Genomic DNA, 21772 nt, shown 5'->3' with positions numbered 1-21772 from the left:
TTCAGGATGCCCCATCATTTCGTCACGCTGTGAATGCGGGTGTGTTTCATAATATTTTGCCCGCGCCAGCATATTTAAGGTCGAAATTGGCACACTGGACGGACAGGCAATATCACAATTTTTGCAGTTTGAGCAGTATTCAAGGGAGGCTTCGGAATCATTTTGGGCAAAGTTCAGTCGAGACTGTGCGGGGCCCACCATTTTGGGTCCACGGAATTTATGTGTTGCCGCGGTTACAGGACATGCGGTTATGCAGGCAGTACAAGCAATGCAGCAATCGGGTAAGTTTATTTTTTTATCGTCCATATTATTTCACCTCTAGCACCGAGGCAGCTGCCTGATAGGCAGAGACAAGGGCTACACCATTTCCGGATTTTTCAAAGCTAAAATCATACCCACTGAGATTACGGCCTGTGACAAAAACATTTTTCAAAATGCACTGTCCTTTTTTATCAATAGGACGCATTTCAGGATCTACAGCAATGCCAACTTGGGCAAATGGTTGTTTTTTATCTGAAAACAAGTCCAAGTTAGCCCAGGTTTCTTCACCGGCTGAAAGATTCACGGGTAGATTAAATATGGGTTCGGTCCCTTTTTTTGCACTGGGTGCATAAAGACCTGAACCATAAAAGCCACCCGTGGCAAGGATAAAATGGTCTGCATAGTAGGTATGTTCTTTACCGACACCATTTACAAGAACGGCTTCACAACGACCATCTCGAATGACCGATCCGGTTGCTTTCGCTTGTTCAATAATTTTGACTCCATATTTTCTGGCACAGTCATGAAGCATTTTGGATAAACGCATGCCGGACATGGATGGTGGAATGCATAGCGTTTCGGTAATGTCACACTGTAGTTCTGTTTTTAAGAATGTATAGGGGGTATAATCGGGTCTTGTTCCTAGTACTTGTGGCAGTACAATGGCTGCTCCTGGTTTTATAACGGCTTTTAGCTGCTTTGTGCATTCTTCTAAACCTTCTTTGGTATCGATCCAGCGAGCGATATCCATTGTCATAATATCTCGACCGCCAATCGCTTCTTCCATATGCGGATCAACGGTCACAATTTTATAGTCTTTGTCTTCACCCCAATGTTTTTTGAGATTTTGTTCTGTCATTTTTGCATAGTAATCTTTGAGCCCTTTAAAGTCTACCAAATAAATGGTTTTGGCATTTTTTAATATTTCACCAGTAAATGTTTTTGAATAGAGTCCGGTTGGTTTCATGGTTCCGACGGCGGTAGGCACCCAATGCAGGGCTTGGGTCGTGCTGCCTTCGTATTCATAGCCTGCTTCTTTGGTGAGATTTAAAAAAAATTCGACTGCTTTTTTTATAAGTGGCAGCCCCAGTTTCGTGTATGGATGCTCGGGCGAGAGCTGCTGGATTCCTTCTGCGGGGGTCCGGCAAGGTCTGTTATCGTTCGGATATGCCATTAGGTCTACCAGCCCACCACCAATTTCAAACGTACCGAGCCCAAATCTGAGCAGCGTTACGGCTTTGCCTTTTTTTGCAACGGCGATGGCCGCCAGCAGTCCGGAGAATCCTCCGCCAATTACAAGTACATCATTTTTTTTCATCAGACATCGCTCCATTTAGATTGAATACACTTTCATAGATTCCTCTTGTCAATTCCATTTCTCGCAGTGTACTGCCCCAAAGTATGGGTGAAAGGCCTTTATAACGAGCCTGCAGGAAATCTTTCATTTCTTTTACGGTATCATGTTGGGGAATTATGTCATCTTGTGCGACGAGTCCCATTCCACGAAATGTACAAAAAGCTCCCTGACAGGTTCCCATGCCCATTCTTGTTTGCCGGCGGATATCACTTAATGTATGACTGGTCGGAAGTTCTGCAACTTCTTCTATTTCTGCCAGGGTAACATTTTCGCATTCACAAGCAAGTTCACGTTTTGTTGGATCGGCTTGCATCCGGGCAATGACGTTCTTTAATGTAGCTTCACCCAATCTGGAGGAGGCCAGTGAAACTCCATAGGCAGGGAAATATTGCCGTGCCTTCGCTAGAATTTCTGGTGCTACATCTTCGACTAGTGGTTCAATCGCCGTACGGCAAAGAGTTGTATTATGGAGTTTTTTGCAGACAAGATCTGCCATATGTTCTGCCATCAGGCGATAGGTGGTGAATTTACCGCCACATATGCTGGCAAAGCCTTTCAGTCCATCATTCGCATGGTCCAAAATTACAAACCCGCGGGATACGCCGCGACCGGTTGCATTTGGATCCGCCGTATAAAGTGGACGTGAACCGCAAAATGCCCGTAATATGCGAAAACCACGAAGATTTTCTATTGTAAGTTCCCCAATACCAAGCAGATATTCCACTTCGGATGTCAACGGTTGTGTATCGTCCGGGCTGTTCACGGTGGTTGAGGTCGTTCCTAAAATCGTAATCGATCCATGGGGAACAAAGATGTCTCCATCGGATGATTTGTGTAAACGGTTAATAACACGGCTGGTTAGACGATGATTAAATGCAACCAGTGTGCCTCGATCCGGCTGCACATGGACTGGAATATTCGCACAGGCTGCGACCTGTCCCGCCCAGGGACCCGCTGCATTCACAATAAATTCGCAGGCAATATCATATTGTTGTTTGGTGAAATAGTCACGAACGGTAACCGTAGTTACTTGTCCGTTTACAGAATGAATTTTAACCACTTCGGTATACGTTTTTACTCTGCCGCCATATCTCTTCGCAGAATCAATATTTTGCCAGGCCATGCGAAATCCATCAATGGCTGCATCCGGCACACGGTATACAGCTTGGGCACGATGGGTTAAGTTTGGTTCCAAATGCCAGGCTTCCGCAGGGTCGATTTGGATGGCCGGTAAATTGATCTTTTTGCAGGCTTCAACCCATTCTTTTTCATAGGCCGGATCATCTTCTGGCAAACGGACAAAATACCCTTCGGTCGCTTCCACACAATGCCTGCCTATTTTACGTAAAATCGTATTTTCTTCAATACATTCACGTCCAGCATCTGCATCTTTCACAGCATAACGTCCTCCGCTATGCAGCAGACCATGGTAACGAGAACTCGTCCCATGTACCATATCACGCATTTCAAGCAGCATGACATCTACGCCGCGCATTGCTAAGTCGCGCAATATGCCAACCCCTGTGGCGCCACCGCCAATTACAAGCACTGTCGCTTTTTCCATCACCAATTTTGCGCCTCCCTATATAGCTTATATGTTTTCTCTTAAATTCTATGTTTTTTCAGTATTAAAAATGTTTCAAAATACTTCATATTGCGTAAATATGTATCCAATGTATTTCATATCATAATCGAGAAAATTATTCCAATATTTAGAAATCAAACTATTTAGACCTTTATTATTGCTCATTTATTTTTTAATAATTAAATTCATCATACTTTTTCAAATCTTTACACATGGCACCCACACTATCATAAACAAATGTAGCTGTAACACCATATTTGTCTAAATCGGCAACAGTTCCTTCTCCAGATAATACCAAAATCGAAACAATTCCTGCATTTTCTCCAGTCTTTACATCTGTATAAACCCGATCACCTACCATCGCAAATTCATCCAATGAATATAGACTTCTTTTACGAAAAGCGCTTTTTATAATTTCTTTGTTTGGTTTTCCAATCACAAATGGTACTTTTCCGGTTGAAGCTTTTATAAGTTCAATCATAGAACCACAATCAGGAATATAACCCTTTTCAACAGGACAATTAAAATCTGGATGTGTTGCAATGTAGGTAACGCCATCACGGATAAAATCACATCCTTTTACAAGCTTTTCATAGGTTAATGTCATATCAAAACCTAAGACAACATATTCAGGATTTTTATCCGTTAAACTAAATCCTGCTTCTTGAAACTCTTGTGCCAACTCTGGTGTTCCCATCAAATAAACGCGTGCTTTCGGTTTTAAACTGTTTAAATAACTAACAGTAGCATCACCCGATGTCAAAACATTAGAAGCGTCACATTTGATACCTAAAGCGCACATTTTTTTTACATAATGCTCACTGTTTTTAGATGAATTATTGGTAACAAATACAAAATCTCTGCCGCTGCTCTGTAAGTAGTCCATAAAATCTTTAGCCCCGGGCAATAAAACTGAACCTAAATTAATAGTCCCATCCATGTCTAATAAAAAACATTTAATTTCCCCTAAGCTTTTCATACAAACCCCACCCATTATACTATATTTCGGTCTATATTAAAAAATCCAGTTTACTTTATACAAATACAAAATCTTATGATAAAAATTTAACCAATACAAATTTTGTCACCAATCTGTAAAGGAATCGGTTTTTCATTTCCTTTTAAAACAATTTGTCCCGGAAGCTCAACTATATCCACACCTGTGAATTTAAAAGTACAATGTCCCATTTCTTCCAGCGTATGAATCGCTTCATCACCAATAGCCGTAATTTCGTACTTTTTAGCACCTAAAATAACGGTATCACCAATTTGAATCGTCGATTTTATTTGATCACGTGTATGCATGATACAAACATCTTCTAATATTTCATTAGGACATTTATCGAATATAATTAAATCCCCCTCATCTAACATACTCTCTACAAATTTACCAATATTAACAATCTCTACTTCATATTTCATATTTGTCCACCTCATCTTAGTGTTTGTTCAAATATACTTGCATTTATATACTTTACTTTTTTGTATGTTCTTTTTCGTAATCTGTTATATAATCAAGCCGTTTTTCGTATTTACCTTTTAAGAAAGGTGCCGCAAGCCAAGTATCAACAATTTCGCAGGCCATGCTAACTGCAATAATACGAGCACCCATACACAAAATATTTGAATTATTATGTTCTCTGGTTGCATGTGCCGAAAATAAATCATGAACAAGTGACGCTCTTATACCAGCGACCTTATTAGCCATAATCGACATACCTATTCCAGTCCCGCAAATTAAAATTCCTTTTTTATCTAAATTATTTGCTACATTTTCAGCCACAGATTTTGCTATAGGTGCAAAATCCACCGATTTTTCTGAATCAGTCCCTATATCTTCTACTTCAAAATTATCTTTTCTAAGTTTTTCAGCTATGATTTGCTTCATTAAAAATCCCGCATGATCACTTCCGATTACAACAACTTGTTTCATTCATATATTCCCTTCTTAAATATATTTATCAAATCTGATATAAACAGACACCTCTCGATTTTAAAGAAATTTCTCACTTTTCAAAATTGACAGGTGTCTATAATTATTGTGTATAAAAGCCATGATTTACAATAACTTAAGCAAATAAACCCAAACCAACAAAGTATGCAACAATAACACCAATAGGTCCAGTAACTGCCCTTGACATTAGTATCGCCGGTACCCCGATTTCAATCGTTTCCGATTTAGCTTCCATCAAACTCAAACCAACTGGCATAAAATCGCACCCGACTTGCGCATCAATAGCAAAAAATGCCGGCAATGCATACTGCGGAGGAATACTGCCGCCTGCAATCTGCGTACCAAGTAAAACACCAATAACCTGTGCAATAACAGCCCCAGGACCTAACAAAGGCGATAAAACTGGCAATGCACAAATAATTGAAATAACGAGCAATCCACCCAAACTGCCTGCATAAGGAGAAATGAAATTCGCTATAATATCTCCCAAGCCAGACTGTAAAATAATACCGACCAGCATACTAACAAATGCCATAAATGGTAATATGCTTTTTATAACCATATCAATCGTATCACGACCAGCTTGGAAAAAAATCGAAATTACCCCACCTGCAGCTTGCCCAAATCGTGCTAAAATATTTACCTTTTGTTTTGGTTCATCTGAAATATCTGGTCTTTCTTGTGCAGGCGTCGTCACTGCAATCGTTCTTTCTGCAGAATCTGCTGCATCTCCCTCTAACAGTGTAATAGTAGATTCTTTTACATCTGATACATAAATAGTCTCATTAATAAATTGTGCTAAAGGACCCGATTTGCCAACAGGCGTTAAATTAACGGTAGGAACTCCTTTTTTAGGATAAATTCCACAGCGCAAAGTACCACCACAATCCACAATTGCAACAGCAATTTCATCATCTGGTACACCTGTTTTAAATCCATTAACCAATTCTGCATTTAATAATTTAGCAATTCTTACTGCAACTGGATGCAAACTTCCTCCAGTGATACAGACAACCTTATTTCTTGTTTCCGTAAGTTTAATAGTTAAAGGACCGCCCCATCCATTAGGACCTTTTTCAATTTTAATTGCATTACTCATAAATCAATTACACCTCTTCTAAATTTTTTTGAAACTACTATTCTTCCAGTAATTTACTCTTAGATTTTCTCAACATATAAAGGGTAATTTTTTCCGTTAGAATACCACGGATGCATATAACAATGACACCTGCAATAAAATACCTTACAGCTAACTCACCTGTAGAAAAACCTAACTGTGTAATCCCACCAGCAATACCTAACCAAACAAAAAGTTCTGCCGGATTTGCATGTGGAAATAGTCCTGTAATTGGATGACAAAATGTGATGGCAGCATCCATAAATGCTGGCTTATATTTTTCTGGTAAAAATCTACCAAAACTGTAAGCCATTGGATTACCCAAAAAGAACATTGCCAATACTGGGAAAATAGTATATCTTAAAATAATATTTTTAGTTGTCAACCGTGCAAAGTTATCTACTCTGTCCTGCCCAATAATATTAATTAAAGCATTAACCGCCGTAATCAAAACAATTAATGTAGGAAGCATGCCCGTTACCATTCCCATAAAACTTTCTCCGCCTCTATGGAATAGTGCAATAAAACCTTCTGCTAAAAAGCCTAGTGATTCCATTTAATAACCCCCTTCAAATAAATAAACATATTTTCTTTGTCTCGCAAAAAATGAATTCTTACTTTTCAATTAAATATACTGCTCCTTTCTCAAATTTATTTATGTTAACCCAAAATCGCATACAAAAAACATTTAAATTATTTATATGTTTTTTGTATTGCAATTCAGTACAACATCAAAGGTTAAAAATCTATATCTAGCAAAGTTTAGGATACCAGCAGTTGCTGCTTGATTTGCATCAAAGCTTCATTCATAGCCGCTTCTTTCTTTTTGTCTGCTGTCACTGCTAATAACTCATCAAAATGAATTCCACAGACCTCTTTTTTCTCTTTAAATCTGGCAAATACACTAAACCCCGACATGACTTTAGCTTCCAAGATTTGACCAAATTTATTACTTACCAAGATAACAACATTACCTTTATATACTTTGCTCTTTTTTACACCAATTCCAATAATGCCTTTCACCCGAAGCTCTTTAACTGTTTTTTTAAAATGCTGCATCTGTAAGAAAGCGAAGAAAGTCTGCAACAGATAAAACCCAAATAAAACGAATAGAAATTTTTCCAAAATTGACTCACGCTCCTCCAAGTTTATTACCTGATATTATCTAAATAGAGGATTTATTATAATCGAAACCTTATTATTTTTTTGTACTGATATAAGTATCGACTTGTTGGGCATATTTTTCTAACATACCTAAATCAGACAACATATTCAAAATGGTATATCTTTCACGAACTTCATGCGCTGTTAAAACACTGTTGTGAACGATTGATGCATCGATGCCCACCTCTTGCGGACGTATTGGTGCACCTGCTTTTTTCATTAAACTTTCAATTGAACTTGCTTTTTGAGCGGTTTTGATGATATCAATAATTTCCGAAAAATGTTCTTTTATAAATTCAACTCTTTTTAAGCGCATATTAATTGCATTACGCTGATCTTTTTTTGCATTTGCAATAATACCTGACGCTGCTTTTCCATAAAAGCCAGTAATATTATTTGTCCATTCAGTTTCATTAAAAGCCTTGATTTTAGCTTTAGCAGCATCAAAATCAATCGTTTTTTCTTTAGCAAACCATTCATATATGTTAGCAATAATAATACTGGTTAAGCCTACTTTCGTACCATGAAACAACGCTTCTTTACCTGCAAATAAAAACATCATTTCCCAATAATGTGACATATGGTGTTCCGATCCGGATGCTGGTCGCGAATTTCCCACATAACTCATTGCGATACCTGTACGAATTAACCCTTCCATAATATTTTTAATAGCCGCAGCATCAAAATCAGCATTATCATTCGTGTCAACTACACTTTTTACACATTTTTCAATTGCATCTCTGGATATTTGAGCTGAAGGTTCACAATAATATTCATTATTAATCAACCGACTTAATTGCCAATCAATTAATGCTGAATATTTGCCAATCATATCTCCCAGGCCAGCTAAAATCATACGCTTTGGCGCTTTTTGCAAAATATCAAGATCGCCAATAATAACTTGTGGTAAATTACAGCTTACACTTGTTTTTAAGTTATTGATCGTTAATGCGGATGTATTAGAAACAAAACCATCCATTGATGGTGCCGTTGCCACCAGAATCATTGGTATATTGGTTTGTTTACTGATAAATTTAGCTATATCATTTAATACACCTGAACCAATAACAACTAAAACATCAATATTTTTTTCAATCTGAACTAATAATTTACCAAGTGCATTTTCATCTGGAACAAGATCCCTGTCAACAGCATAAACAAAGAGTTTATAATCAAATTGCTGTGCTGCAAGAAGCTCTATTACCTTTTCTCCAGCTGCTTTGTGTGTATGTGAGTCATCAACTACTAAAGCTTTTTGATACTTATACTTTTTTAAAATATCTCCCAGCATTTCTATTGCGCCATTTTTGATAATAACTTCATCTACATTCATATAATGTGTTTTACCACATTCACAGTCTATTTTTTCACCCAAAAACTTGTTAATCTCCAAATGACTTACATTATGCATCGTCAACTTCATTTTTCATCAAACTCCCTTATACTTAATTCCATCATGAAATTTCAAATATACTTAACTTTCAGTAAATTCAAACTGTATGAATAAATATATATATAAACATATGGACTTCAATTCATATTCGTCCACTTACTAAAACAACGAATATGAATTGAACCATTTATTTACAAAACAACTTTACACTATTTATGCATGTGTTCTTTTTCTAATTCTATAATACGGACAACTTTTGCCGCCGAACCACCGCCAGCAAAATCACAGCCCAGCCAAATATTCACTAAATATTTCGCTAATTCCACGCCAATTACTCGCTCACCCAGGCACATAATTTGAGTATTATTGCTCTTTCTGGCACGTTCTGCCGAATATGGATCATGGCATACGGCTGCGCGAATTCCTGGAACTTTGTTTGCACAAATTGACATGCCTATACCTGTCCCACAAAGTAAAATAGCTCGTTCATATTTACCCGCTGCAACTGCATCAGCTACGGTATAAGCTACATCCGGATATAACACTGTATCATTTTCTTTTGCCCCAAAATCATCAACTTCAATATTTTTTTCTTTTAGAAACTTAATAAGTTCCACTTTTAAATTGTAAGCGGCTTCATCACACCCGATGGCAATTTTCATCTAAAACAACTCCCTCGTATTTATAAATTTCCAATGATCGCTTTGTAAATTCCTTCTTGATCTAATCCATATTTATGAAGCAAATCTACTGCTGGTCCAGATTCGCCAAAGCAATCCTGAATGCCTATTTTCAAAACTTGTGTCGGTAATTTTTCACTAAGTAAATCACTTACAGCACTGCCAAGCCCGCCAATTACAGAGTGTTCTTCAACCGTTATAATTTTTCCAGTCTCAGCTGCTGCTTTTAATACTAATTCTTCATCAAGCGGCTTAATGGTATGAATATTAATCACTCGTACTTGAATATTCTTTTTTTCCGCTAATTCTTTTGCCGCTGCTAAAGCTGGTGCTACACAAAGTCCCGTAGAAATAACCGTTAAATCATTTCCTTCACGCAATAGAACGCCTTTACCAAGTGTAAAATGATAACTTTTAGAATTATTAATGATTGGTGTTACTAATCGACCCAACCTGATATAAACTGGTCCATTATAATGGTAAGCAGCTTTAATTGCAGCTTTTGTTTCTATATCATCAACTGGATTAATTACAACCATTCCCGGAATAGATCGCATCAAACCAATATCTTCATTGCATTGATGCGTAGCTCCATCTTCACCTACTGAAATTCCTGCATGTGTTGCCGCAATTTTAACATTTAAATGAGGGTAGCCAATTGAATTACGTACTTGTTCATAGGCCCGCCCGGCAGCAAACATCGCAAAAGTACTGGCAAATGGAACTTTTCCGGTGATTGATAAACCCGCTGCAACCCCCATCATATTACATTCGGCAATTCCACAATCAATATGACGTGCCGGATACGCTTTTTTGAAAATTCCTGTTTTCGTGGCCGCTGCCAAATCTGCATCTAAAACAATCAAATCGCTATAGGTTTCACCTAATTCAACTAATGCATTTCCATAACTTTCCCTTGTTGCAATTTTTTTTATTTCTGACATAATAAACTACCTGCTCTTTCCAACTCTTCCATGGCAAGTTTGTATTGTGTCTCATTTGGAGCTTTACCATGCCATTCTACTGCATTCTCCATAAATGAAACACCTTTACCTTTTATACTTTTAGCAACAATAACGGTCGGTCTGCCTTTTACTTCTTTTGCTTCTTCAAAGGCTTTATGCAAAGCATCAAAATCGTGTGCATCCGTATTAATCACATGAAAATTAAAAGCTTCAAATTTTTTGTCAATTGGGTATGGTGAGCATATATCTTCTATTTTTCCGTCGATTTGTAAACCATTATTATCAATAATCACAACAAGATTATCAAGTTTATGCGACCCTGCAAACATTGCGGCTTCCCAAACTTGTCCTTCTTGCAATTCACCATCACCTAACAATGTATAGACTCTATATTTATCATTACTTAACTTAGCCGAAAGTGCCATGCCAGTAGCTGCTGATATTCCCTGTCCTAAAGAGCCACTCGACATATCAACACCAGGAATATGTTTCATATCCGGATGTCCTTGTAAATAAGAACCGAGATGTCGAAAAGTTTTCAAGTCTTCTACCGGAAAAAAACCTCTTAGTGCCAATACAGAATAAAATCCAGGTGCCACATGCCCTTTTGATAAAACAAAACGATCACGATCCAATTTATCTGGATCGTTTGGATCAATGTCTAATTCTTCAAAATAAAGATATGCAAAAATATCTGCAGATGATAATGACCCACCAGGATGTCCCGATTGCGCAGAATACACCGCTTCAATAATATTGGACCTTATTTTATTTGAAACTTTTTGTAACTTTAGTTTATCCACACGTACCAGTCCTTTTCCTATATTCATTCACCAAATACAGCCTTATAATCGGCTTGAAATTTTTCAATACCTTGTTGTGTAAGTGGATGTTTCGTCATCTGTGCTATTACACTATATGGAACAGTCGCTATATTGGCACCAGCTAATGCACAGTCAATAACATGAATAGGGTTACGTACGCTTGCAGAAATAATTTCTGCTTTGAGACCATGAATTTTAAATATTTCTGCTATTGTGCGAATTAAATCAATTCCCGGGGTAGAAATATCATCCAATCTACCTAAAAAAGGAGAAACATACGAAGCCCCTGCTTTCGCAGCTAATAAAGCTTGCGTTGCACTAAAAATAAGTGTTACATTTGTCTTTATTCCCTCTGAAGTCAAAACTTTTACTGCCTTTAACCCTTCGATCGTCATCGGAATTTTTACGACCATATTTTTATGAATTTTAGCAATTTCTCTACCTTCCGCAATCATTCCTTCTGCATCTGTTGTCGTTGCTTTGACTTCACCACTAATAGGACCATCTACTATTGAAGTAATTTCAGTTATTACTTCTTTAAAATCACGACCTTCTTTGGCTATCAAGGATGGATTGGTTGTTACACCACTAATAACACCCATATCATTTGCTTTTTTAATGTCTTCAACTTTAGCCGTGTCAATAAAAAATTTCATTCATCATACCTCCACACTATTTAATATTAATACTTTATAAAGATTTCTGTTCTTTACTGCTTTATAATATCATTTATCTTTTCTTTTTTCAAGCTTTTTTATCGTATTTTATCTTATTATATTTTTATTAATGCTATTTTCGCTAATTTTAAACAAAAATAAATAATAAAAAGAACTTTTCAAGAGATCATTACTGTTGAGTAAATAGCATTTCGCTAAAAAATCTAAACTATTAGTTGTATTTTAATAACTTCTATTTTTTGTCTCAAACTCTATCCAACTCCTTTTTTATCTTTTTATTCACGCCACACACAAGAGTAAAAAACCGTTATTGGCAAAAAAAGGACAATCTGTCATATTGACAAATTGTCGCAAAAATATTTATTAATTGTATATAATTTTAATTTACACAAAGTATTTTTTTATCAATGTTTCATTTATAAACATTGATAGAGTTCAACAAAGTAATAATTAAGCTTATTAAAGATAACATCTCTAAAGAAAAGTCTTGTCATTATTTTATTCAAGTTTAGATTTATATGGACAAATCTCTATGTGTATTCCATGTTTCCTATACCTATCCAATAAATCTTTATCGATTTTTTCATCTGTTAAAACCAAATCAAGATTTGATGAAGCAGAAAAACTTGTTGTAGATATATTTTCGAATTTCAACGAATCCAACATAACTACAATACGTTTGCAATGTTTAAGCATTGCTTTTTTTAATTCCACTTCATAAACATTAAAATCCGTAAGTCCTTCGTTTAATGTAAATCCATTTGCAGAAATAAATCCACAATCAGCATTAATATGATTTAATATATCAGCACCTAATAAACCTTCAATAGAGCCCGAATTTTTTGTTACGATTCCACCGATAAAGATAACTGTGATATTGGGCATTTCCTTTAATGCCAGCATAGTATAAATACCATTTGTAATAACAGTAAGTTTATTAAAGCGGTCTAATTTTCTTGCTAAAACAAGTGCCGTCGAGCTTGCATCCAATAAAATACATTGATTATCTTGAATATACTGAAGAGCATATTCACTGATAGCTTGTTTTTCTTCACCATTTTTACTTTCACGCGTCTTAAAGCTAAACGTATTAGATACGACTGAATTAACCAGTGGCATATCGTCTCGAGGCATTAACAATGTCGCTCCACCATGCGTTTTACAAATCAATTTATCGTTTTCTAACTTATTTAAATCATTACGTACTGTAGCTGGCGACACACTTAATTTCTCACATAATTCATTTGTCGTAACCTGTCCATTTTCTGACAATAGCTTTAAAATAACTCTGTGACGTTCGATTGCAAGCACAATATTTATTTCCCCTCTATAATGAATTTCAAACTTATCGAGCATTCTTAATATCCATTTTCAAATTATATAGATATTCAAGAAAATTTATACTCATATACAGTTTAAAATGCCTTTTAATGTATTAAATTCACCTTACTCATTACACTATTGATACACTAAATGCACATGTTTCTATTTATATAATATAATATAAAAGGATAATAATCAACAAAATTCGTTATATAGGATCTTAGATTTATGCACAGAAAATTCATCTAATTAGAAGATGAGAGATTATCTGCCACCTCTATTTCTTTTAATAACTTATTAAAAATCTCTTTAACCGACAATATTTCTTTTATTTTATAGATATTTTCACCAGTAAATACCAGTCCTGTCGCAACATCGCCTTGTTGTGCTCTCGACAAGGCACGGATTATACAAAAACTATGACTGCAATGTTTTAAGCAAGCTTTACAGTCTTTTGATCCTGCGGTTCCTTGATCAATTTGTTCAGCAAATGGATTTTTCAAGGCACGTCCCGGCAACCCAACCGGGCTGTCGATTAAGACAACATCTTCTTTTTGTGCCTTCAAATAAAAATCTTTTAAGGCAGGAGCGGCATTGCATTCTTCACTCATAGCAAATCGTGTACCCATTTGAACTCCGTCAGCACCAAGCCTTAACACTTCTGCTATATCCTGTCCATTAACAATCCCTCCCGCACCAATAACCGGAAGATGAACGGAATTTTTCATCTCAGCTATAAAATCTTTTATCGAATGATTTGTCGTACCTAAATGCCCCCCAGCTTCTTTTCCTTCGAAAACAACAGCTGCTGCGCCTAATCTTTCTGAAAGTTTCGCTGCTTTTATCGATGATACCATTGTAACAATTGGAGTATTACTCTCTTTTCCTATATCAAATACATCACGCGAAAATCCGGCACCAGCTACAACTAAATCAATACCTTCGTCAATCGCTGTTTTTACAAGTTCTTTAAATTCCCTGGCAGCAACCATCACATTCACACCAATAATGCCTTTTGTCAGGGAACGTGCCAAGCGAATTTCAGTACGCAGTTCATCAAAAGACATACCAGAGCCAGCGATGATTCCTATGCCTCCGTTTTCGCCTACAGCCGCTGCAAGTCGTGCCGTAGAAATCCGTACAGCCATACCACCTTGAATAATTGGTATTTTTGCAACTAAATTTCCTATTCTAAGTTCAGGCAGTTTCATTTTAAAAGCCTCCTCAAATATATAAAAAACAGCACCGTTTTTAAGGATTACCGATTTTTCTCTTATATTATCCTTAAACTATACAGGTAATAGCAAGAACATTCTTGACTATTTTTGCAGTTTTTCATTTTTATTTAATCCAGCTTACAAACAGGAATATAAATACAAAATTGCTTTGTTTTAAAATAAGCGTGGTCATAAAATTCCATAGAAATAAAATCTGCGAACGATCGATTCAGTTTAAGCCCCGAAACCAAAAGTGCCTTACTGATATCTTGAACTACTGTTTTATAAATCAAAAACAGGTCTGTCGAATATTTGAAAACAGCATAGTCGGACTCCGGCACTGTTAATTCTACAAAATCAACATCAGCCTGATCTCGTTTTATTTTACAGCCAGTAAAATAGATCAAATTTCCGGCTTCCTTTTTTGTTATATTATACATTGGTTCAATGTTTCTCCGTTTAATAACATTCGTCAAAAATTCTTGAACGGAATTTACTACTTTATCTAAATCATTCTTTACCGTTGGCTTAAACGCTAAGCGTTTTCCGAATAACTGGAATTCAGCTACATGTTTCAGGGTAAAATCAACAATAATATCATTATGAACATTTTTAAATTTTCTTTCGACAATTTCTTTTTTTTCAATAAATGGCATTCTAAAATCTAAGTTCCGACAGGCAAGCGGGGTAATCTTAAAAAATCGTTTAAAGCTTCTCGAAAAGGTTTCAGGAGACTCGAAACCATAGTCGAATGCAATATCAATAATGCTCTGCTTCGTCGCTTTGATTTTTTTTGCCGCTTCTGACAAACGCCGCTGGGTAATATATTCCGCTAATGTGGCATTGGTCAACGACCGAAAAATTCTATAGAAATGATAACGAGAAATATAATATTTTGCTGCGAGTTCATCAAGTCGAACTGTTTTCTGCAAATTGTTTTCAATATATTCAATGGCATCATTCATTACTTCAATATAATTCATAAACTCACTCCTCCGCAAAACCGTAAAAAAATATATCAATTTTCTTATTGCATTGAAAAAAAACATTTCTATCTTACCTGCCGCTAACTTCATTATACTCTTTAATTGGGATCACAACATCTATTTATATAATGTAACAACTCAATATTTTAAATTCATTATTAGTTTTTAAATAGTCAGTGTTCTCACATCTGCTACTTACAGAACTGAGCCATGACGGATCAACTACATCGTTCTGTGCATTGACTCTCATTATGTCTTTTGCGGTATATTCTTTATGAATTGACATTTCTATGCAAGCGAATCAAGAATTCTTCCAACTGAGCTTTTTCATCATCTGTAAATCCAGTCAACAATTTATTTTCAAATTTTTCTTTCTCTTGATTGATATTTTTAAATAACTCTGCTTCGTATTCTATAAGTGTTACAATTTTCATTGTTTTTTTATTAGGATTCAAAAAAGTTTGAATAAGTCCTTTTTTTTCTAAACGTTTTAAAATTCCTACAACCGTAGGATGAGAAACCTGTAATTCTTCTTCCAGTTCTTTCTGCGTCACTAACTTATCTTTATTATCGTGCAAATACCCTAAAATACGAAGTTGTCTAAGAGTTACTTCATAAGGTTTCAAAAACAAATTCACCTGAGCTACAATGCTATCATTAATGAGTTTAATAATAAAGCCTATAGGTTTTATTATAATCACTTCCCCCTTCACTAAACTTATGAATAAGAAAACCCCTTATCTATTAATTATAGCATAGATAAGGGGTTTTCCTATTAATAATAAAGTAGAGAAAGTTCTCATTTTTTACATTAAAAACATGATTTATTCTTTATAAACTTAGAATCTATTATTTTAAAATATATTATTTTTTCATACTCTTTATGTTCTTTAAGGCTTGATTATAAGCCGCATCACTTACATTAAATGTTTTTTGAACATCTTTCCACGTATTAGATTTTGTTTTCTTTCCTGCAACTGTAGATATTGAATTATTACTTGCAAATGCGATGGCTCCAGCAGATTGTATATCTGAAGCAGAATATCCTTTTGCTTTTAAGGCATCAATTTCTGCTTTTGCCTGACTTTCACTAGAAGCGGCAAAAACTACTGTATTCATATTAGAAAAATTCATCACTGTAAAAGACAAAACCATTGAAAAACATAATGCTACTATCATTTTCTTGTTTATTTTTCTCACGCTAAACACTCCCATATATTATAGATTCATAAGTTTATATTCAAAAGTGTAGCATGCTACACTTATTATGTCAATCATGAATTGGATCTACTGTAATAAAACTGGAAGACCTTGAATGTTTTTTACATCTACGGCATAAAATAGCATAAAAAACCACAAAAGGAAGCTTAAAAATCTGCTTTCTTTTGTGATTTCAGGAAGATCATTTTTATTTTTTTACCACAGCGCCATTGCTGCCGCATTTGCCAGTGTGGCAAGTGGAGCTGGATATATACCAATGAATAAGGTTGCAATCAAACTAAGCAAAGCTACAATTCGCAGTGAACCACTCATCGTAAAGATCTGCTGATCCTTTACAGCATTGCTATACATCGCTCTGACCACAAGTATATAGTAATACACTGAAATCATCGACATAACCAGACCTAATATAGCAAGCCATAAATAGCCACTGTCTGCAATCGCCATAAATATATACATCTTACCAACAAAACCTGCCATTGGCGGAAGACCAGCCATCGACATCAAGGATACGGTCATAACCACAGCGAGCAACGGTGATTTTTGTGACAAACCAGATAGATCTTCAATATCATCGGAACCACATTGATTATAAACAGCTAATGTTACAGCAAAGGCTCCAACATTAGCAACCATATAAAGTACTGCATACACTAACATTCCCTTGACTCCAGCTGGATTAGCAGCTAACATGCCTGATAAAATATATCCGGCTTGCGCTATTGACGAATAAGCCAGCATACGTTTCGTATTCTTCTGCCATATCGCGCCTACAATGCCAACAACCATACTAAGCCCTGCCAAGGCGCTGACAATCGGCAGCCAGTACATTTGTAAATCGTTAAATGCTACAAAAAAGACTCGCAGCACAATTGCAAATCCTGCAGCTTTTGATGCCATAGCCAGCATTGCCGTAACTGGAATCGGCGCCCCTTCATAAACATCCGGTGCCCACATATGAAAGGGAACAATGGATAATTTAAAACAGAAGCCAGCAATCATAAGGCCCATACCAAAAAGTACAGCTGGACTAGCTGTAATATGTTCAGCAATTTGGCTTAACATAATATTGCCGGTAAACCCGTAGATCCAGCTCACCCCATATAAGAAAACCGCACTAGAAGCCGAGCCTAAAATGGCATACTTTATACCAGCTTCACTTGACTTAACACTTTTCAAATCAAAACCAACAAGAACATAAAACACAATAGTCATCAGTTCTAACCCAACAAACAAGGTTAATAAATCCGTTGCGGATGCCATGACCATCATGCCAACTAAACCCAGCAATAATAATGCATAAAATTCTCCCGCATTGCGAGTCATTTTTTCTACATAATCCAACGAAAACAACAGCGTTAATATCGTAGCCACAATGAATAACTGTTTGAAAAACAAAGCAAACGTATCAACCACAAAAAATCCGTGGTATACCGTAGCTGAAATTCCATACTGACTAAAGGTATATACGAGAATTCCCAATAAACCACAAACTGCAAAAGCTCCTAAACTGCGACGCGTTTCTTGTCGTGGCAGCAGTAAGTCAAAAATGATGATAAGCAAAGCGAGAATAACAACCGCTATTTCACTCGTGAGCAGTGCAATATTCATCAAAAAGCACCTCCCATCAAAGTCGCCATAATCGGTTCTACACTACTATTAATCACACCTATTAATATTTGTGGGAAAAACCCAAATGCAACTAAAACAGTACCTAGTAGTACAAGGGATACTAACTCAGCACCAGAAGCATCCCGGCAACTATCAAATTCTTCACGCCGCGGTCCAAACAGAACATTTGCTAACATGCGCAAGATGTAGACAGCCGTAAAAACAATACCTGATATCGCGATGAACGTATATAACGGATATACCTTAAATGCACCGACAAAGGTCGTGAATTCTGGAATAAAGCCTGCGAGTCCCGGTAGTCCGAGTGAGCTCATTCCTGCTAACATAAAGCCAGTAGCAATGCGCGGCATTTGATGCGCTAATCCGCCAAGTTCAGGAACCTGCCGTGTCTTTGTTTTATCATAAACCAGACCAATCATTGCAAAAAACAAAGCACTCATGATTCCGTGAGCAAACATATTAGCAATCGCCCCATCAATACTGATAACATTTAAAGCCGCAAAACCAATCAGTATATAACCCATATGAGATATCGAAGAATATCCAATGATATATTTCAAATCTTTTTGTGCTAAAGCAACAAATGCAGCATACAAAACATTTACAACCGCAAAAATAGCGATAAATGGTGCCCAAAATTTAACTCCGAGCGGTAAAATAAGCAAACCGATCCGAATCAACCCATAGCCACCGACTTTTTTTAATACGCCGGCATGAAGCATCGATACCCCTGTCGGAGCAGCCGCATAACCATCTGGTGCCCAACTGTAAAACGGCCACATCGATAAGGTCGAACCAAAACCAAGCAGTAATAGAAAAAACACAATGACTTGAACATGTTCTGATAAGTTCCCCAGAACATGTGCCTGCGCTAAAGCCTGCATACCAAATGTTCGCATCCCTGCCGGAAATGCATTCACATATAACGCAATAACACCAGCAAGCATAAAGGCAGAACCTAACAGTAAATAAATCGTCAACTTCATCGCCGCGTATTCTTTACTCACTCGCTCCGCAGATCCCCAAACAACCATCATAATATACGTAGGAACAATCCCCAGTTCATAAAACAATAAGAATATAAACAAATCTTGCGATACAAACGTGCCAATTGCACCAACTATCAACAGAAGCAATTGAATAAAAAATTCTTTAGAACGTTTATCGATATTCCAAGAAACAAAGACCGCTGAAAAGCCCACTAACATAGTCAATAAGAGTAATGGCAAAGAAATTCCGTCCACTCCCAATGAATAAGCCACACCTAGCTCTTCAATCCAAGGAACATGCTCTACATATTGCAGGCCGCCCAACGTAATATCATAAGCCCAATATGCATATAAGGTTAACCCCAAAGCGATTGCCATCGTTACCGCTGCGATCATCTTGATCGTTTTATCAGCTTCACGCGGCATAATCGATAGTACGAGTATTCCCCAGATAGGCGTTAATAAAATTGTCGTTAATAATGGAAAATGAACCATTTTAGTAAGCACCTCCTGCTACACCATTAAATAGTGGATTGAGTAGTACTAACCATACGACAACAAGGATCATGGCGCCAAACATGACTAAACCATACCGTTGCAAGTTACCATTTTGGCTTTTGCGCACAACATTGCCAAGTTTAACTGGTAAACTTGCTGCCACTTTTATAAGAATTGCTTCAACAAAATGAAGTTCCAGCCAATACAAAAGTTTTCCGAACCCATCCACAAACGTGTGATTAAACCACAAATACAATTCATCTATATAATATTTATGGAAACTGACTTTATAGAAAATACGAAAACGCCGAGAAATTTTATCCGATCTAACCATACCATTCCCGTATATAAACCAAGCCAGACACATTGCTAAGATAGCAATTACTGTCGACGTCGCCGCAACGCTAAAATCGATTCCTTCATGAACAGCTGCACCGAAACGAACCCAGTCACCAAAGTTATTTGCATATGGTATATAGCCGCCAATAACAGCAAGAACCCCCAGCACTATAAGAGGTATACGCATAGACAGCGGCGCTTCATGTGGCTGATTCTCTGGTTTTTCTTCTCCACAAAATACAACAATTAAGAGCCTTGCCATATAAAAAGCCGTCATAAATGAAGTCACGACCGCAATCGTATATAATGGCGTACTCACCTGAGCTACCGCCAATAGTATTTCGTCTTTAGAAAAGAATCCAGCAAATGGTGGAATACCCGATATAGCAAGTACACCAATTGTCATCGCGGCAAAAGTAACTGGCATTTTATGCCGCAACCCGCCCATCGTAAAGATATCATTTTTTTCCGGCAAAGCATGCAGCACCGCACCAGCTGCTAAAAACATCAATGCCTTAAAAAAAGCATGTGTCATCAAATGAAACATGGATGCCGTAACACTACCAACACCAAGGGCCAGCATCATATAGCCTAACTGGCTAATCGTAGAATACGCTAAAATACGTTTGATATCGCGCTGCGTAAAGGCAATGCTTGCTGCAAAACAAGCGGTAAAAGCCCCGATCCAGGCAATAACTGCCATCGCATCCGGCAAAACACTAAATAGGAAAAAGGCTCTAGCTACCAGATATACCCCAGCTACTACCATCGTAGCAGCATGAATCAGAGCTGATACTGGTGTTGGACCTTCCATCGCATCCGGTAGCCACACATGCAGTGGAAACTGACCGGATTTCCCGATCGGACCAAGGAATATAAGCAAAGCCACAATCGTTAAAAGGGCTGTCCCATGCTGCATAACGTAAGTCGGAACAGTTGCTGCCAACTGCTGAAAGTCTAGCGTCCCAAATAAAATCTGCAAAAACAAGATTCCTATTAACAAGCCGAAATCACCAATTCGTGTTGTAATAAAAGCTTTTTTAGCCGCTTCCCTGGCGGAAACTTTATTAAAATAAAAACCAATTAGCAGATAGGAGCATAAGCCCACTAACTCCCAAAAAACAAACAATTGTACGAAGTTAACTGCAATAACTAACCCCAGCATAGATGCCGCAAACAACGACAAATAGGCAAAAAATCGTCCAAAGCCGTTATCCCCCCGCATATAGCCAAGCGAATAGATTTGTACAAGCAATGCTACCAATGAAACAACTACCAGCATCATCGCTGATATTGGATCAACATAGACTCCCATATCAGCCTGAAACCCTGCTATAGAAACCCATGGTATTTTCTGTACGAGTGGATTATCCACCGTGATTTGCCTTGCTATAACACCATACCCTACACCTAAACTCAATATAAAACTAAGCAAACTCATGCAAATAGAGACAAATCCTGCTACTGCGGGAAGACGACGCAGAAAAAATCCTACGAAGATAAAAGCGAATGCCGGTAACAACGGAATAAGCCAAGCATGATGTAATGCATATTGGTTAAACAAAATTTCTCACCTACTCTCTCATGCAA

22 protein-coding genes are annotated in these 21772 nt (G+C 37.0%); all 22 read right to left on the bottom strand.

The features are described from left to right. On the bottom strand, positions 1-306 hold a 306-nt coding region (locus BMY14_RS03490), incomplete at its 3' end, for a 4Fe-4S dicluster domain-containing protein (RefSeq protein WP_143063137.1). Between the two features lies 1 nt (position 307). Continuing rightward, complete coding sequence (gene glpB, locus BMY14_RS03485; RefSeq protein WP_091829235.1) at positions 308-1579, bottom strand: anaerobic glycerol-3-phosphate dehydrogenase subunit GlpB; 1272 nt, start codon at positions 1577-1579, stop codon at positions 308-310. Next, a complete protein-coding gene (gene glpA, locus BMY14_RS03480) occupies positions 1566-3182 on the bottom strand; it encodes an anaerobic glycerol-3-phosphate dehydrogenase subunit GlpA (protein WP_091829277.1) in 1617 nt (538 codons plus the stop codon). The genes glpB and glpA overlap by 14 nt, the downstream gene beginning before the upstream one ends. Positions 3183-3375: 193 nt before the next feature. Beyond that, complete coding sequence (locus BMY14_RS03475) at positions 3376-4182, bottom strand: HAD-IIA family hydrolase (protein WP_091829233.1); 807 nt, start codon at positions 4180-4182, stop codon at positions 3376-3378. Between the two features lie 86 nt (positions 4183-4268). Continuing rightward, positions 4269-4625: a PTS glucitol/sorbitol transporter subunit IIA gene (locus tag BMY14_RS03470; RefSeq protein ID WP_091829231.1), complete on the bottom strand. Its 357-nt coding sequence runs from the start codon at positions 4623-4625 to the stop codon at positions 4269-4271. Positions 4626-4677: 52 nt separating this feature from the next. Further along, the gene (gene rpiB / locus BMY14_RS03465; protein WP_091829229.1) at positions 4678-5136 is read right to left on the bottom strand and encodes a ribose 5-phosphate isomerase B; all 459 of its coding nucleotides are present in this window, start codon (positions 5134-5136) and stop codon (positions 4678-4680) included. A gap of 136 nt (positions 5137-5272) precedes the next feature. Further along, positions 5273-6256 (bottom strand): PTS glucitol/sorbitol transporter subunit IIB, encoded by a 984-nt coding sequence (srlE, locus tag BMY14_RS03460; RefSeq protein ID WP_091829228.1) that lies wholly within the window; start codon positions 6254-6256, stop codon positions 5273-5275. Positions 6257-6293: 37 nt separating this feature from the next. Next, positions 6294-6830, bottom strand: a complete 537-nt coding sequence (gene srlA / locus BMY14_RS03455; RefSeq protein ID WP_091829226.1) for a PTS glucitol/sorbitol transporter subunit IIC — start codon at positions 6828-6830, stop codon at positions 6294-6296. Between the two features lie 206 nt (positions 6831-7036). Beyond that, positions 7037-7399, bottom strand: coding sequence for a transcriptional regulator GutM (locus BMY14_RS03450; RefSeq protein WP_177177462.1), 363 nt, complete (start codon positions 7397-7399; stop codon positions 7037-7039). Positions 7400-7472: 73 nt separating this feature from the next. Next, positions 7473-8861, bottom strand: a complete 1389-nt coding sequence (locus BMY14_RS03445; RefSeq protein WP_091829221.1) for a sn-glycerol-1-phosphate dehydrogenase — start codon at positions 8859-8861, stop codon at positions 7473-7475. 179 nt (positions 8862-9040) lie between these two features. Continuing rightward, positions 9041-9493 (bottom strand): ribose 5-phosphate isomerase B, encoded by a 453-nt coding sequence (rpiB, locus tag BMY14_RS03440; RefSeq protein ID WP_091829218.1) that lies wholly within the window; start codon positions 9491-9493, stop codon positions 9041-9043. A 20-nt stretch (positions 9494-9513) separates the two neighbouring features. Beyond that, on the bottom strand, positions 9514-10455 hold the full coding sequence (locus BMY14_RS03435; protein ID WP_091829216.1) for a transketolase family protein: 942 nt from the start codon (positions 10453-10455) through the stop codon (positions 9514-9516). After that, entirely contained in the window at positions 10443-11306 is an 864-nt protein-coding gene (locus BMY14_RS03430) for a transketolase (RefSeq protein WP_218144872.1), read from the bottom strand. The genes BMY14_RS03435 and BMY14_RS03430 overlap by 13 nt, the downstream gene beginning before the upstream one ends. Further along, positions 11303-11956, bottom strand: a complete 654-nt coding sequence (gene fsa, locus BMY14_RS03425) for a fructose-6-phosphate aldolase (RefSeq protein WP_019555658.1) — start codon at positions 11954-11956, stop codon at positions 11303-11305. Before fsa ends, BMY14_RS03430 begins: the two co-directional genes overlap by 4 nt. 519 nt (positions 11957-12475) lie before the next feature. Beyond that, positions 12476-13288 carry a DeoR/GlpR family DNA-binding transcription regulator gene (locus BMY14_RS03420; protein WP_245741244.1) on the bottom strand — a complete coding sequence of 271 codons (813 nt, stop codon included), beginning with the start codon at positions 13286-13288 and terminating at the stop codon, positions 12476-12478. Positions 13289-13545: 257 nt separating this feature from the next. Continuing rightward, a complete protein-coding gene (locus BMY14_RS03415) occupies positions 13546-14511 on the bottom strand; it encodes an NAD(P)H-dependent flavin oxidoreductase (protein WP_091829212.1) in 966 nt (321 codons plus the stop codon). A 134-nt stretch (positions 14512-14645) separates the two neighbouring features. After that, positions 14646-15500 carry a helix-turn-helix domain-containing protein gene (locus tag BMY14_RS03410; protein WP_177177461.1) on the bottom strand — a complete coding sequence of 285 codons (855 nt, stop codon included), beginning with the start codon at positions 15498-15500 and terminating at the stop codon, positions 14646-14648. Positions 15501-15775: 275 nt separating this feature from the next. After that, positions 15776-16204, bottom strand: coding sequence for a MarR family winged helix-turn-helix transcriptional regulator (locus BMY14_RS03405; RefSeq protein ID WP_177177460.1), 429 nt, complete (start codon positions 16202-16204; stop codon positions 15776-15778). Between the two features lie 163 nt (positions 16205-16367). Continuing rightward, positions 16368-16703: a hypothetical protein gene (locus tag BMY14_RS03400; protein WP_091829206.1), complete on the bottom strand. Its 336-nt coding sequence runs from the start codon at positions 16701-16703 to the stop codon at positions 16368-16370. Between the two features lie 216 nt (positions 16704-16919). After that, the gene (locus tag BMY14_RS03395; protein WP_091829204.1) at positions 16920-18335 is read right to left on the bottom strand and encodes an NADH-quinone oxidoreductase subunit N; all 1416 of its coding nucleotides are present in this window, start codon (positions 18333-18335) and stop codon (positions 16920-16922) included. Continuing rightward, entirely contained in the window at positions 18335-19840 is a 1506-nt protein-coding gene (locus tag BMY14_RS03390; protein ID WP_091829202.1) for a complex I subunit 4 family protein, read from the bottom strand. Before BMY14_RS03390 ends, BMY14_RS03395 begins: the two co-directional genes overlap by 1 nt. Position 19841: 1 nt before the next feature. Beyond that, positions 19842-21746, bottom strand: coding sequence for an NADH-quinone oxidoreductase subunit L (gene nuoL / locus BMY14_RS03385; RefSeq protein WP_091829201.1), 1905 nt, complete (start codon positions 21744-21746; stop codon positions 19842-19844). Positions 21747-21772 lie beyond the last annotated feature (26 nt).

It is taken from the genome of Propionispira arboris (genome assembly GCF_900109225.1).
GTDB classification, from domain to species: domain Bacteria; phylum Bacillota; class Negativicutes; order Selenomonadales; family Selenomonadaceae; genus Propionispira; species Propionispira arboris.
The sequence above is the reverse complement of the archived record's forward strand: the minus strand, read 5'-3'. Positions and strand labels throughout refer to the sequence as shown.